13 protein-coding genes are annotated in these 14,306 nt (G+C 41.8%); 4 read left to right on the top strand and 9 right to left on the bottom strand.

Going from position 1 to position 14,306, the window contains the following annotated elements; genetic code table 11:
- Positions 1-146: 146 nt before the first annotated feature.
- From hflX to ACS8FA_RS17370, 4 genes are all read left to right on the top strand, one after another.
- Positions 147-1,574: a ribosome rescue GTPase HflX gene (gene hflX, locus ACS8FA_RS17385; RefSeq protein ID WP_057758442.1), complete on the top strand. Its 1,428-nt coding sequence runs from the start codon at positions 147-149 to the stop codon at positions 1,572-1,574.
- 377 nt (positions 1,575-1,951) lie between these two features.
- Positions 1,952-2,386 carry a hypothetical protein gene (locus tag ACS8FA_RS17380; protein WP_057758440.1) on the top strand — a complete coding sequence of 145 codons (435 nt, stop codon included), beginning with the start codon at positions 1,952-1,954 and terminating at the stop codon, positions 2,384-2,386.
- 16 nt (positions 2,387-2,402) lie between these two features.
- A complete protein-coding gene (locus ACS8FA_RS17375; protein ID WP_101204237.1) occupies positions 2,403-3,092 on the top strand; it encodes an LrgB family protein in 690 nt (229 codons plus the stop codon).
- A 486-nt stretch (positions 3,093-3,578) separates the two neighbouring features.
- Positions 3,579-4,385 (top strand): lytic transglycosylase domain-containing protein, encoded by an 807-nt coding sequence (locus ACS8FA_RS17370; protein ID WP_179799031.1) that lies wholly within the window; start codon positions 3,579-3,581, stop codon positions 4,383-4,385.
- 156 nt (positions 4,386-4,541) lie between these two features.
- Here ACS8FA_RS17370 and tsf read toward each other — a convergent pair whose 3' ends face one another.
- The 9 genes from tsf to ACS8FA_RS17325 form a co-directional block, all read right to left on the bottom strand.
- Positions 4,542-5,423: a translation elongation factor Ts gene (gene tsf / locus ACS8FA_RS17365; RefSeq protein ID WP_439266131.1), complete on the bottom strand. Its 882-nt coding sequence runs from the start codon at positions 5,421-5,423 to the stop codon at positions 4,542-4,544.
- Between the two features lie 375 nt (positions 5,424-5,798).
- Positions 5,799-6,590, bottom strand: a complete 792-nt coding sequence (rpsB, locus tag ACS8FA_RS17360) for a 30S ribosomal protein S2 (protein WP_057758431.1) — start codon at positions 6,588-6,590, stop codon at positions 5,799-5,801.
- 465 nt (positions 6,591-7,055) lie between these two features.
- Positions 7,056-7,505: a chemotaxis protein CheX gene (locus ACS8FA_RS17355; protein WP_057758429.1), complete on the bottom strand. Its 450-nt coding sequence runs from the start codon at positions 7,503-7,505 to the stop codon at positions 7,056-7,058.
- 35 nt (positions 7,506-7,540) lie between these two features.
- Positions 7,541-7,990 (bottom strand): chemotaxis protein CheX, encoded by a 450-nt coding sequence (locus ACS8FA_RS17350; protein ID WP_057758427.1) that lies wholly within the window; start codon positions 7,988-7,990, stop codon positions 7,541-7,543.
- Positions 7,991-8,020: 30 nt separating this feature from the next.
- Positions 8,021-8,383, bottom strand: coding sequence for a response regulator (locus ACS8FA_RS17345; RefSeq protein ID WP_057758425.1), 363 nt, complete (start codon positions 8,381-8,383; stop codon positions 8,021-8,023).
- A 61-nt stretch (positions 8,384-8,444) separates the two neighbouring features.
- A complete protein-coding gene (locus ACS8FA_RS17340; protein ID WP_439266134.1) occupies positions 8,445-10,625 on the bottom strand; it encodes an ATP-binding protein in 2,181 nt (726 codons plus the stop codon).
- A 12-nt stretch (positions 10,626-10,637) separates the two neighbouring features.
- Positions 10,638-11,507, bottom strand: coding sequence for a transporter substrate-binding domain-containing protein (locus ACS8FA_RS17335; protein ID WP_414559140.1), 870 nt, complete (start codon positions 11,505-11,507; stop codon positions 10,638-10,640).
- A gap of 357 nt (positions 11,508-11,864) precedes the next feature.
- Entirely contained in the window at positions 11,865-13,124 is a 1,260-nt protein-coding gene (locus ACS8FA_RS17330; protein WP_101204230.1) for a multidrug effflux MFS transporter, read from the bottom strand.
- 355 nt (positions 13,125-13,479) lie between these two features.
- Positions 13,480-14,292, bottom strand: a complete 813-nt coding sequence (locus ACS8FA_RS17325) for a crotonase/enoyl-CoA hydratase family protein (protein ID WP_134292623.1) — start codon at positions 14,290-14,292, stop codon at positions 13,480-13,482.
- Positions 14,293-14,306 lie beyond the last annotated feature (14 nt).

The following is a 14,306-nucleotide window of genomic DNA, read 5'->3' as shown; positions in this document are numbered from 1 at the left end:
CTGTAACATAAAACCATCGCTAATTATGCTAATACGCTTTAATATCAAGTGGTAAGACCATATATAGATAATCATATGAACGCTACGTTGAAGCTTATTGAGCTGATTATGGCGAGACATTTACTTTACTAAATAGGTGATACTCTTTGGATTATTTTGAAAGACATGAAGGTGGCGAACGCGCCATTTTAGTACATTTAGACATCCGCCAAATTCAAGATCCTGATGATCTTAGTGAATTTGAGCTATTGGCTGATTCAGCAGGTGCCGATCGTTTGGCACTAGTCACTGGATCACGCTCGCGTCCTGACGCCAAATACTTCGTTGGTAGCGGAAAAGCAGAAGAAATCGCAGAACTAGTGCGCGAACACGAAGCAGATATCGTACTGTTTAACCACAGCCTGTCGCCATCACAAGAGCGTAATATCGAAGCGCTAGTGAAGTGCCGCGTGTTGGATCGTACTGGTTTAATTTTGGATATTTTTGCGCAGCGCGCCCGTACTTACGAAGGTAAGCTGCAAGTAGAGCTGGCTCAGCTTAACCATCTATCAACGCGTCTGGTACGTGGTTGGACGCATTTGGAACGTCAAAAAGGTGGTATTGGTCTGCGTGGACCTGGTGAGACCCAGCTTGAGACCGATCGTCGTCTACTACAGACTCGCGTCAATCAGTTAAAGAGCAAGCTAGAAAAAGTCCGTCAGACCCGTGCGCAAGGTCGAGCCCGTCGCCAAAAATCAGACGTACCGACCATCTCACTGGTCGGCTATACCAATGCGGGCAAATCTACTTTGTTCAACCGTTTGGTCGATGAAAACATCTACGCTGCTGATAAGCTATTTGCGACGCTAGACCCTACTCTACGCCGTTTAGACTGGCAGGGAGTTGGTCGTGTCGTCTTAGTCGATACAGTTGGTTTTGTTCGTCATCTACCGCATGAGTTGGTTGAATCTTTCCATGCAACCCTAGAAGAAACACTAGAAGCAGATCTGTTATTGCACGTCATTGATTCTTCTAGCGAAGATATGCACGAGCAGATTCAGGCGGTCAAAGAAGTATTGGCAGAAATCGATAACGATGTACCTGTGCTCAATGTCTACAACAAGATTGATTTGACTGATGAACCTGCACATATCGGCTATGCTAGCGAAGGTCAGCCAAACCGCGTCTATGTTTCTTCTAGGCAGAATCTCGGTATGGAAGAGCTAACGCTTGCCGTACAGCAACTGTTGACAGGTAAACTGACGACGTTTGATTTGACCTTGCCGTATGATGCTGGACAGTTCAAAAACACTCTATATGAATTAGGTGTTATTGAAGAAGAAAGCTATGACGATACGGGTCGTGAATGTCTGACGATTCGTTTGCCAAGTGACCGTCTAAGACAGCTACTCGGTCAAGCCAACTTAAAACCTATCGATGTGTTGCCGCTTGCACAAGCAACACTACTGATGCCGGTACTCGAAGAGTTTGAAAAAGTTGATGACGTTGAAGAGCCGACTATGACAGAGGCTGAGGAAAAAGCATTTGATGAGTTTGATGCATTACACTCAGAAACAGCTGATTCAGAAAAATAATGATCATTTCTGCAAAATAAGAACTATTGTTAAAGTGAGTCATTTGCGACAGTAGTTGAATGAACGTTTGATTCATACTGTTAGACCAAAAACCCTTATATAGTACGTTAAAGTAGAATAGACGATATCCATTGATATCGTCTATTTTTTTTTGGATATGACGAGTCACGGCGCATAGGCTTTATTAGTTGCTCCACTCTCTATATAATCGCCTGTTATATATTCAACAAATATTGATAGATAGCGTTAATACTTTAAAAGTGAATCATTGCTACGATCAGTATTTATAGCATCATTTTCTACGTTGTATTCTTGGTGTGATCACGCATTTTGTTTTGTACACCATCCATTTATATCTGACTTGGCCAGAATTGCTTATGAAGCCTGCTCACTCTCCCCATCTCCCACTATGGCTTGCGTTAATTCTAACGTTGACCATGGTTATCGTTGTCCGAGAAACGGCGGTTGTTCTCTGTCAAATGGCAGGCATCGAAAAAGCGGCCAATATTGTCGGTTTGGTTGCGATGTTTGTCATTTTGATGGCGTGGCGACTGCTCAAGGGGTTACCGAGCTGGCTCACACAGGCCAGTAATACATTGCTAGTCGATAGTGGGTTTGCCTTCTTACCAGTTTCTGCTGGTGCAGGCTTGTTGCTATTTGCTCTAGGAGATGAGCTATTGGGTGTGATGATAACGATGATCGTTAGTACGCTCATACCGCTGTGGGGACTAGCATTATTAGCCAATCGTTGGCTCAATCATGCTGCAAACACTGATAGTACGACTACCACTGAGCAAAAGGGACAGCCGTGAGCTGCGGAGAAATATTATGACTTTTGACAGCGTATTTATGGCAACCCTAGCCGCAATATTATTGACATTAGCAGCACACGTAATTGCACGTGTATTGGCACGTAAATTATCATGGCTACCGATGGTCATTACCGCACTTGTCCTCGTGCTTGTTTTCCTATTTGTACTGCAGTGGGATTACAACAACTATTACAGCGCAGCAAAACCTGTATTTGACCATCTGTTGGGATATGTGACAGTACTTCTGGCTGTACCACTGGCGGCGATGAACTTTAAAGGCTTACCAGTCAAAAAACTCACTCTAATTGTCGCTATCGCTAGTGTCGTTGGCGCATTATTGCCTATGTCACTGGCCTATTTATTTTCGCTCAGTCATGAGACCCTATTGGCTTTCGCTACCCGTTCTGTTACGACGCCTATTGGCTTGAGTGTCGCAGATTTAATCAAAGCACCACTGGCAATGGCTAACCTAATTATCATCGTCTCAGGTCTGATAGGTGGTACGGTCGCTCGCTTTTTGTTCCGCGGTATAAATGACGACCGTGCTAAAGGTCTAGCACTGGGGTTAGCGGCTCACGCGTTTGGTACAGTAGAAGCTTGGCAAATCAGTCATACAGCAGGACGTTATGCTGCATTTGGTTTGGCAGTGAACGGGTTGGTTACCGCGGTTTGGGTGCCTATTTTTATCAGTGCTATCGGTATCTAGTCATCACTGAAAGCCTACCTAAACTACTCTTATATTTTTAAAAACCTAACCATTAATAGGCTTATCTACTGTTAATGTCAGATTGAAAATCACCTCGATTATTCAAATGTCATTATTATTTCTTAAAACATTGAGACACTTTATTTGTCTAAATTTATCAACTCAAAAAACCTACTACAAATGGCTCATTAAATCACTTAGAAAAGTTAGCATATTGATTTATCTACGATTATTTAATAATAAAAATCTGATTTTACAACTTAGTTTGTCAATCTGATGCGCCAAAAAGTTATTATATGTTATAGTAAGCAACTATTATTTTTTGTATCTATTGCAAGTGGTTCCTTATTGAAAGTGATAATTGCTAAGCTGCTGTCCTCACAGTGGGCTAAATAATTTTGCGAAATCAGTAACCGCTTAAGCGCCTAAATCAACGCATATATAGGCAAAATAATTTGCTGTTATTCGATAAAAAGTGATTTTACTATGATAAATACGGCTACTTTGATGACTCGCTGCTTATCTCCCCTTTTACTAAGTGCCATTGCTCTTTCGACCTTTTCTGTCGCTGCCAATGCAGGCAATATGTATATCTACAAAGACAAAGGTGGACAAGTACTGTTGACCAACGTCAATCCTAGTGGAAATTTTGATAAGTTTACGAAAAAAGTAAAAGTAACTTATTATAAAGACTCTAAGATGTATGACGGAAGCAGCGATAGCTATGGTAGCAGTGCCGCTAGCAACAGCGGAAGTCGCAACTCTTACGACAGCTACATTCGTGCGTCCGCTGAGCGCAACGGTGTTGACCCTGCCCTGATGAAAGCAATGATGCACACTGAATCAGCTTTCAATCCAAATGCACGTTCACCAGTAGGCGCACAAGGTCTGATGCAGTTGATGCCAGCAACTGCGCGCCGCTTCAATGTGAGCAACCCTTGGAACCCTGCAGATAATATCGAAGGATCAGCTAAATATATCGCTTGGCTCATGCGCCGCTTCAATAACAATGTCGAACATGCTGTCGCAGGCTACAATGCGGGCGAAGGCAATGTCGATAAATATGGTGGCATCCCTCCATTCAAAGAAACACGTAACTATGTTCAAAGAGTGATGAGCCGTTATCATAGCCTGTATAAAAACGATGCCGGACTGTTTGGTGCAAGTATCAGTGCTAACAATCAAACCAGTAGCACTAGTACAAGTAGTGGCTTACAAAATGTCAGTTACGGCACCAGCAGCAATGTGAATAGTGCCAGCTATGCCAACTCAGCCTATGCTGCTTTACGCTAAGCCAGTCACCTAAAAATCAGACATAAAAAAGCCCATTAACGAATTAATGGGCTTTTTTATGTCTGGATGCTTTATATCTTGATGCATTAAGAGTAATAAAGCCAAACTGTGAGCCACAACTAAGGACTCACAGCCTGATCCAACACTATTTGATACTTACTTGTTAGCAGCCTGAGTTGCAGCAACTTCAGCAGCGAAGTCTTCTTGCTTCTTCTCGATGCCTTCACCAACTTCTAGACGTTTGAAGCCAAGTACTTTTACGCCTTCAGCTTTTAGGACTTCGCCAACTTTCTTGTCGTTGTCCATAACGTATGGCTGACGTAGTAAAGTTACTTCGTCTAGGTACTTACGTAGGCCACCTTCGATCATTTTTTCAACGATGTTGTCAGGCTTGCCAGACTCACGAGCTTTTGCTTCGATGATGTCTTTTTCGCGTGCCAATACGTCAGCAGCAACATCTTCGTCATCTACAGCAACAGGGTTGAATGCAGCGATATGCATAGCAAGGTTTTTGCCAGTGTCAGCGTCGCCACCTTCAAAAGATACAACTACACCGATACGTAGACCATGACGGTATGCAGCAATGTTAGCACCTTCAAGTGTTTCAACGCGGCGAATCTGAATGTTTTCACCGATTTTCTGTACTAGAGATACACGTGCTTCTTCAACAGTATGACCTTCGCCATAAGACAATTCAGAGATAGCAGCAACGTCAGTTACGTTGTTTTCTAGCGCAAGGTTAGCAACTTTTTCTGCAAATGCAGTGAAGCTGTCATCTTTTGCAACGAAGTCAGTCTGGCAGTTAACTTCTAACAAGAATGCTTTGTTCTCGCCTTGAGCGATGATGATAGCGCCGTCAGCTGCGATGTTACCCGCTTTTTTAGCTGCTTTAGCTTGACCAGATTTACGTAGGTTATCAATGGCAACTTCAACATCACCGTTTGATTCTTCTAACGCTTTTTTACATTCCATCATGCCAAGACCAGTACGGTCACGCAATTCTTTTACCATTTTGGCAGATACTTTTACTTCTGTCATAAGAGTCACCTTAGTATAGTTATGTATAGGAGTGCTGTATTTCTAAATGCTGTATTTCTATTCGATATCTTGGTATTACTTAAAATCTAGCAGACAGCTCGTTTTGAACGATTACTAATATAGCCATCAATGATGTCAAATAAATAACATCTCTACAATATAGCGATATGACCAGTAGGAGCGATAATACTCGCTTAATAGCTGCTCGCTTATACGCATGGCATTATTAATAAGGCTTTATTCAATAACAAGGCATGACGAGTAAAACTACATCATGCCTATTATGAGCTTATACGCTGTTCAAAACATTATATGGATGCTGATAGATACACTATCAAGACATCCTTACAAAGTTAAACTTTTTAAGTCAGCTACTTATTCTGCTGGAGTTGCAGCAGCTTCTTCTGCAGCTGGCGCTTCTTCAGTTGCAGCAGGTGCTTGCTCAGCTTTACCACCAGCTTGAGTTTGTGCGTATTCTTTACCAGCGATGATAGCATCAGCCATAGAAGTTACGTACAAAGTCACAGCACGGATAGCATCATCGTTAGCTGGGATGATGTAATCAACGTTGTCTGGGCTAGAGTTAGTATCAACGATACCGATAACTGGGATACCCAAGTTCTTGGCTTCTTTAATAGCGATCGCTTCGTGATCTACGTCTACTACGAAGATAGCGTCAGGTAGGCCGCCCATGTCTTTGATACCACCTAGTGAACGCTCAAGTTTTTCCATATCGCGAGTACGCTCTAGCGCTTCACGCTTAGTTAGCTTAGCGAAAGTACCGTCTTCTGCTTGCTTTTCTAGCTCTTTTAGACGGTTGATTGACTGGCGTAGTGTTTTCCAGTTAGTCAACATACCACCTAACCAGCGATGGTCAACGTATGGCATGCCAGCGCGAGCTGCTTGCTCACGTACGATACCGCTTGCAGCGCGTTTAGTACCAACAAATAATACTTTGTTTTTCTTAGCAGCTAGGCCGTTTACGTAAGTCAACGCTTCGTTGAACGCTTTTACGGTGTGCTCTAAGTTGATGATATGGATTTTGTTACGTGCGCCAAAGATGTATGGACCCATTTTTGGGTTCCAAAAACGTGTTTGGTGACCAAAGTGAGCGCCTGCTTGTAGTAAGTCGCGCATTTCGATTTTGGTTGGATTCTTTGTAGCCATGAGAATATATCCTATTGGTTGGGTTATGCCTCCACATCACAAAAACAGCCTATTTAGCGACACGCATCTGCTACCAGTTAGTTTTCATTAGTAATGCACTAACAGATCACAAATTAATCAAGTCGCCAAACACCCAGCAATTTTTTGCCATGATGTGTGTGTCATTGGTTGGTTTAAAAAAAGAAGCTATCGCTAGATTGAAGCAAATGCCCAAATCTAAACTATAAAGTGAATTATAAAAAATAGCTGCGCTGTATTTTATCACATAACGTCTTAGAATCTCCAGCAGTTTATTCGTAGCGTATCAATAAGATAAAAACAAACTATGGCGATAACAAAACAAAAAAAAGCGACACATTTGCATCGCTTGTTTCATGATTGTCTTTTTAATAGCTATTTTTCGAGCAGGGTTAACGCCGTCACTCTTTTATAGTTATCACTCGTTTATAGAGGATGGACTATAACTTATGCAATGCAAATACCGATGACCGCCTTGTAGCCACGCCACGTAAATGGTGTGATGTAGCTTTGACGATCTTTAGGTAAATAAGACACGCTTGGCGCACTCTCTACAATGTGCGGCGGAGAGATAATAAACTCTGAGCCAAATTCTGTACGCGCATTACCAGAGATGGTGTTAGCCATTTCACCAAGCAAGTCTTTCATCATCGTGATTGAAGAGTCAGGCTCGCCCATCACTTTGATGACTTCTCGCAACATCACGCTTGGTGCACTGACATAGACGCAGCCTTCCAAAGGCCCTGATATCTTAATGACACCGCTATAATCAAAGCCAATCGCGCTTTTGTTGTTGTTCAAGTAAGGGGTATCAATTGACACTTCCGAGCCATCGATTTGCGCAAAAAACGCATTGATCGAGCTTAGAAACACACCCAATTTTTCTACTTTAACCATAATATATTAATATCCATCTGTATTACGTGGCAGCATTAATCTTGCAAACAAACCACAATCTCGCCTACTTGAGAATGCCAAGTGATGGGGATGATAAAAGAACGCTCATCGTTCGGCAACACAATACTTTGCGGCGCACCTTTGAACACAAATGGTACAGAGATATGAAACTCTGAGCCAAACTCTTTGCGTGCATTGCCTGCGATTGTATTGGCCACTTCCCCAGCCAGATCTACATAGTTCTCTTCACTTTTATCGGTTTCGCCCATGCTGTCTAAGATTGAAGACAGCAAGTCACGCGTTGCCGAAAAATACACCACGCCTTTTTGGCCACCAGATATACCAATCACGCCCGTATAATCGTGGACTTTTGGCTGTTTGTTTTCTAGTAAGTAAGGAGTATCAGCAATAAGCTCTTCTCCACCAAACTGGTCAAAATAATTACTAATAATACTTAAAAAAATCTGTAGCTTTTGCTCTTTCATAATGACATCTGCTTTGGTCGATGAATGGTATTAGTCTTGCATCAGCTCATACAAAGACTCTACAAGCTCCTCTTCCGAAAAAGGCTTGCACAAAAAGCCGCTGGCACCTAACGACAGTGCTTCAATGCCGGTGGCTTTATCCGATAACGCTGATACAACCAAAATGCGTACTTCAGGATCAATCGCGATGATTTTTTCAATACACTCTAGCCCATCCATTTGTGGCATGGTTAAGTCCATGGTGATCACATCAGGACGGTGGACATTGAACTTTTCGATGGCTTGAACGCCGCTGGTCGCTGTTGCAACCAACATGAACTTTCCTGAATCGTATGCGCGCTGAATACGGTTTCTAATAATATTTGAATCATCAACAATCATTAACTTATGCATAACTTATCTACTACCTTTAATGAAGTGCTTGTCGTCCCTGACAATATAATTACTATTTTGATTAAGCTTTAGGTAAAGTAATGACAAACCGTGTCATCTGACCTAGCTCGCTATTTACGTTAAGCTTGCCATCATACTCTTTTACTTTTGCTTTGATGATATCAAGTCCGACACCGCGACCACCGTCTTCATCTGCATGCTCTTTGGTAGAGAATCCAGAAGAGAACAGCTGTTTGAGCAAGTCACCTTTGCTAAGCTGATTTGCCTCTTCCGTACCGAAACGACCTTCTTGAATCAGTTTATTACGGATGTTGTCATAGTTGATACCTTGTCCATCGTCTTGAACAACCAGCATAAAGTTTGCACCGTTGTCTTGCACTTCCAAATCAATGGTCCCAACGTCAGTTTTGCCAGTAGTATGACGCACACTTGGCGACTCGATACCATGTACCACCGCATTACGCAGCAACTGAATACTGATTTCTTTGATTGGCTTTGCAAGATGCACTGGAATACTGGTTTGGGTTAGCGTCGTACTTTTTAGCTGTACTTGCTTGCCCTGTCTTGCAGCAATCTCTTTTGTAAATTCATTGTAAAAAGACAATAAATCGTCATCTGCTTCATTGTCTAAGTCGATATCTAGCCCACCATCAAAGTCAGCATTGCTAGCTGCATGGTCTGTTACTGGATTTTGAGTAGTGACTGGTGCTTGTACAGTTGACGACTTAGCTGCTGTCGGTGCTGAGCGGTTGATACGCTCACCCAATGTCGCAATCGTATTCGACAAGCTAAGCAAGTCATCCAAATGTACCGCCAATGGTAAGAAGTCATTACCAGATAACTGACCTTGGTTTTGCAATGCATGTAACTTGTCTTCAGCATCAGAAGCAATCTTCGTAAAGCTGTGTAGTTTTAGTGCTGATGCTTCCCCTTTTAAGCTATGCATTTCACGATAAATAGCTTTTAATTTACCTTCAAGCTCGTATTGTGAGCTACCAGGATTTTTCAAGATGTTATTCATCTTCTCAATATGCGCTTGGGTATTACCAATAAACTCATTAATAATCTTTGGATTTACATTCAAGATAGTCGTTAACATCTCAATTTGCATATCGTTTTGCGAACGCTCTTTTTCTAGGCGCTGTTCTAAGTAGACTGCATCTGATACATCATTCACGTTGACCAAGATACGAGCAATGTCTTTATTATCATAAACACGTGAGAATTTAAAATCTAAGAAGCGGTTATCAAGACTCTTGTCTTCAGACAAATTATGCAACATGACTTTGTTTAATGGGTTAAGTGAATCTACCAATTTTTCTTTAACGCGAGGGTTATAGAGCTGCTCAATGAATTGCTGTGTGGTCTTGAGGTCTTTATCAGAGATACGGCCACGCAAGACATTGGTAAAGTTTTCCCCTGCCAAGCTATCAGAGCCGATGATATTGTTCAGCGCTCGAGAATGCTGTTGACCAATATTCAAGTTTTTATCCAGTAGGAAAAGACCTGTATTTACTGTTTCCATAATCTCTTGCGTTTCTTGGCGAGCGGCAAGTGCTTCAGCATCCGTCTCACGTAGACGACGTACAAAGAAGAATACGAAGATTAGGAAGTAGGTAAAGATAGCGGCAACACCAAGCACCTGAATAAGACGAATGGTAGTTGCTTGACGTTGTGCACTATCGAACACATCTTTTGTCAAATTATCCAAAGAATCGTTAATAAATAAACTTGATGTCTTCGCCTGTTCAACGGCCTGCGTCAATTCATCAGCAGACGTTACCATGATATTATCAGCATCTTTTAGATATGTTTGAATCTTAGGCTCTAGCGCTTTCCATTGCTCATTGGCCGCAGCAATATTGGTTTGTGCTTTACCATCAATTTTTGGCAAGTCATAGCTATTACCTTCTGCATCTGTGATCGTGCCACCTTGCTCAATAGCAGCAATCGAGCTAGTAATCAACGCAGTATTTTGCTCTAAACGGCTTAGCACTCGTTGTATGTGTGGAGAGTTAGTATCCTCACCATAACTACTGTCTAAATCGAAAAGATCTTTAATTACTGCCTGTGCACTGTTTGCCACTTGGTTAGTTTGGTCAATTAAAGCCGTGTTTCGTTCTAATAAATTTGAGGTATAAAACGTAAACGCCAGCAAAGCACCGATTAGAGATAAAAATAGTGCAATTGAAATAATCAGACCTTGATAGCGCTTATTGTCAACATTAGGTACGGTTGCCATCTTCAGAATTCCTTAGTTCAATTGCTTAGTATTGGTGTCAGAGTCGCTCTTTTCAGCAGGGTCAGCTTCACCCAACCAGCGCGCCTCAATTTCTTTAAATGTCCCTTTTTCTTTTAGTTTGGCAATACCTTCATTAACCGTTTTGATAAGCTGGGTATTTTCTTTTGCCATGAGCACCACTTGCTGGGCTGAAGGTGCATCTGCAGCTTCATAGGGTACAATTTTCACTTTATGCTCAGGATAGCCTTTGACGATATATTGCAAGACTGGCATATCGTACAAGAAGACATCCGTATTACCTTGAACCAAATCCTGATACGCCAAAAATGCTGTAGGTCTTGAAATTAGCTCAACTGAACTGCCCATCTCTTTTAGCGTGTCTTCTTCTTTAGAGCCTTCTAACGTACCTGCTTTTAGACCTTTTATATCGTTTAAGCCTTTTATATCGAACTTACCTTCCAAATACATGATAGTAGCTGGGTTGAAAAAGTATGGTGTTGATAGACCATATCTCACTGCCCGATCGTCTTTGTAAGAAATACCAGAAATCGCTAGATCACGCTTTCCTGTTTCGACGCTATCGAACATGTCTTGCCAAGTTTCCTTGTAAAACTCGACTTTGAACCCCTGCTCTTCACCAATAGCACGAATTGAATCAACATCAGTGCCCTGCATATTGCCATAGTCATCCTGGAATGAAAAAGGCGGCAAATCACCAGTCATTGCAACTTTCAATGTTGGCGCTGTATCAGGTAGCTTACTCACAAAGCTATCTGTATTTTCCTTTACTGGTGCGCTTGCATTTTCTTGAGTAGCAGAATTACCACAGCCAAATAGGCCAACACTCAACAAAATCGGTAACGCTCGATATAACTGCTTCATAATCTATCCTTGAAACCTAACGTTGTTTTACATTTTAATTAATTGACAATCTAGCAAGGTTAAGCAATGTCTATACATATTAACTTACAGAAAGTTACGCTAGATAGTACTTGCCTAATTTCACGATTGCAATAATTATGTTTGGTTATTATTTAAGGTAAGCCATATATAGCAAAGGCTGCATATAATCGTAAATAATATATACTCGTTTATAATCAATAAATTCCATCATATAAAACGCCTATAAAATTTAATTTGGCTTTGAATAAAAATAAATAAAGCGCACAAAAAAGCACTCATACGCTGTGAACGCATGAGTGCTTTTTAAAATACAGCTAACTTAAAATAGAAATGCCTTTACTCTGCGTCGTCCAAATTGAGATTACGGTCTATCTTCCAAATCAGGAAAGAACCGAAACTCATTAGTGAGAACAGAGCAATACCGACCTTGAGGACTGGATTGACTGGAAACAGGTTCAATAATAAACCACCAAAGATACCGACTGAAAACATCAGCGAGCCTTGTAGTGCACTTGCCATACCAGCACGGCGTTTCTGAAAAGCGAGCGCAATTGCAGAAGCATTAGGCTGAGTCAGACCCAGTCCTGCGATACAAAAGAAAATACAAGCCAGCACCAGTGGCAACCAAGCATCCGTCCCTAAAAGTAAGCCAGTCACAAATAGCACGCCCGCGGAGATAACCTGCATCATTGCCCCAAATCGCAAAATACTTAGTATTCGAAAGCGATTGGTAAGCCATTGGTTCAACTGAGTCAAACCTACGAAACCCGCCGCATTCATTCCGAACAACCAAGCGAAATGTGTCGCTGAGACGCCATAAGTATCCATGATTAGCTCTGAAGCGGAGCTGATATAGACAAACATCGCTCCCATTAACAATCCGCCACCAATTGCTGGATAGTTAAAAGTCGGGTCTTTTAATAAATCCCAATATTGACTGAGCACTTCTCTTGCAGGACGTACGTTACGGTTTTCTTCGGTTAAAGTTTCAAAAAAGAAAAACTTAGTAAGTAACAAATTAAGAGCGCCAAATGCAGCTAAAAACCAAAAGATAGAATGCCAATCAAAAAACTGTAAGAATAGCGCGCCAAGCGATGGTGCCAATATGGGTGCTAAGCCCATCACTAAAATCATGATGGAAAAAGCTTTTGCCGTTTGTTTGGCAGTGAGGCGATCTCGAATCGCAGCGCGAGTAACTACTGCACCGACGCACGCGCCCAACGCTTGTAGAGTACGGCCTGCAAAAAGCACGTACTCATTGTCAGTGGTCGCACAAAGGATAGAAGCGATAACGTATAACGTCATACCTATATATAAGGGTTTGACACGGCCAACACGGTCACTAAAAGGTCCGTAAAATAGCTGCCCAAATACCAAACCTAGAAAGTATGCAGGAACAGAGTTGGCCATAAATGCCGTTGAAACACCGAAATCATCAGCCATCGATGGCAGTGCTGGCAGATACATATCAATTGATAATGGCCCTACCGCAACCATCAGCCCAAGCATCATAATCCATGCAACAGGCAAATCAGCAGAGCGCACTCGCTCAGAAGCGATAGGTTTGTTTGGAAGAGAGGGTTTTGAAGCAGACATATTTAGACCGTTTTATATAGTGGCTATTATTTTTAATATTTTATTTTTCAACGTTTAATTGCTTGCACGTGTTATTAGGTAGGCTTTCGTCATTTTACTGGCTTATCCAGTAATCAAAATAGATACCTTTAACAACAATAGTGCATCTTTACCCACATCGGTGCAAGCAGGCAATGCTATATCGTGCTATCTGCTTGCATTTCAATGGCTATAAGATATTGGCGAAACGACCGCTAACAATTAAAAATCGTCAAAATAATTAATCAAAATATGTCTGGTTTTCTTAGGTAGCAATTTCTTTTATCAGAATGAATCAAACGAAAATAACACTAGAAAATTTACTGATAGCAAAAATTTAGCGGAATTGGCGTTTGCCAAATAAGGTGCTGGCCTGCTTTGCTTTTCTGAGGGCAAGCTTACGATTACGACCAAGCATCATTTTAAGCTGCCATGCTTTTTCTTTATATAAAGTCTTGGCAGGTTGATCATACATCGCATTTATCACGCGTTTGCTTGCTAGCACCGCATCAGGAGAGCGCTCTGCAAACTCGGCAGCAAGCTTTTGTGCTTGTTCAAGAGGCGCCTCACTACAGTGGCTAATCAAGCCTAACTCTTTGCCTTCATTAGCATCGATGATACGAGCGCTCATGGCGAGTTCTTTTAGAGTATCTTCTCGTAGGACCCCAAATGCCGATTGAGTCAGTCCCATATCTGGCACTAACCCCCATTTAGCTTCCATAATAGATAACTGACAGTCAGGGTGACTGACACGTATGTCACAAGCCAACGCCAACTGCAACCCAGCGCCGATACAATACCCTTCCAATACTGCTATGACAGGTACTGGTAGATCACGCCATACCAAACATACTCGTTGGAACGCACTTTGCCATGGTTTAATCAATTCCCAAAGCGCAAATGCTGTGTTCTTTGGATGATTTAAATCTCCTAAATCAATCCCTGCGCAAAACGTTCCTTCTGCCCCATTTAGAATGACCGCGCGTATGGTTCTGTCCTTGCTAATACGACCTGCCAACTTAATCAACTCATTGATTACCTGGAAACTCATGGCATTTTTTTTATGTGGACGATTTAAGGTAACCGTCAGTATGTTGTCTGTAATACTAACTTGTAAAGTCTCATACTGGTAACTTGCAATCGCGTTCATAACAATCCTTATTA

Origin of the sequence: Psychrobacter sp. 1Y1 (genome assembly GCF_051847395.2) — a bacterium.
Taxonomy (GTDB): Bacteria; Pseudomonadota; Gammaproteobacteria; order Pseudomonadales; family Moraxellaceae; genus Psychrobacter.
The sequence above is the reverse complement of the archived record's forward strand: the minus strand, read 5'-3'. Positions and strand labels throughout refer to the sequence as shown.

Excerpts from the sequence above, each read along its gene's own strand:
- ACS8FA_RS17335 (WP_414559140.1), bottom strand. The coding sequence starts at position 11,507 with ATGAAGCAGTTATATCGAGCGTTACCGATTTTGTTGAGTGTTGGCCTA.
- ACS8FA_RS17350 (WP_057758427.1), bottom strand. The coding sequence starts at position 7,990 with ATGAAAGAGCAAAAGCTACAGATTTTTTTAAGTATTATTAGTAATTAT.
- rpsB (WP_057758431.1), bottom strand. The coding sequence starts at position 6,590 with ATGGCTACAAAGAATCCAACCAAAATCGAAATGCGCGACTTACTACAA.
- ACS8FA_RS17375 (WP_101204237.1), top strand. The coding sequence starts at position 2,403 with ATGACTTTTGACAGCGTATTTATGGCAACCCTAGCCGCAATATTATTG.
- ACS8FA_RS17325 (WP_134292623.1), bottom strand. The coding sequence starts at position 14,292 with ATGAACGCGATTGCAAGTTACCAGTATGAGACTTTACAAGTTAGTATT.
- ACS8FA_RS17380 (WP_057758440.1), top strand. The coding sequence starts at position 1,952 with ATGAAGCCTGCTCACTCTCCCCATCTCCCACTATGGCTTGCGTTAATT.
- ACS8FA_RS17330 (WP_101204230.1), bottom strand. The coding sequence starts at position 13,124 with ATGTCTGCTTCAAAACCCTCTCTTCCAAACAAACCTATCGCTTCTGAG.
- ACS8FA_RS17370 (WP_179799031.1), top strand. The coding sequence starts at position 3,579 with ATGATAAATACGGCTACTTTGATGACTCGCTGCTTATCTCCCCTTTTA.
- tsf (WP_439266131.1), bottom strand. The coding sequence starts at position 5,423 with ATGACAGAAGTAAAAGTATCTGCCAAAATGGTAAAAGAATTGCGTGAC.
- ACS8FA_RS17345 (WP_057758425.1), bottom strand. The coding sequence starts at position 8,383 with ATGCATAAGTTAATGATTGTTGATGATTCAAATATTATTAGAAACCGT.
- ACS8FA_RS17355 (WP_057758429.1), bottom strand. The coding sequence starts at position 7,505 with ATGGTTAAAGTAGAAAAATTGGGTGTGTTTCTAAGCTCGATCAATGCG.
- ACS8FA_RS17340 (WP_439266134.1), bottom strand. The coding sequence starts at position 10,625 with ATGGCAACCGTACCTAATGTTGACAATAAGCGCTATCAAGGTCTGATT.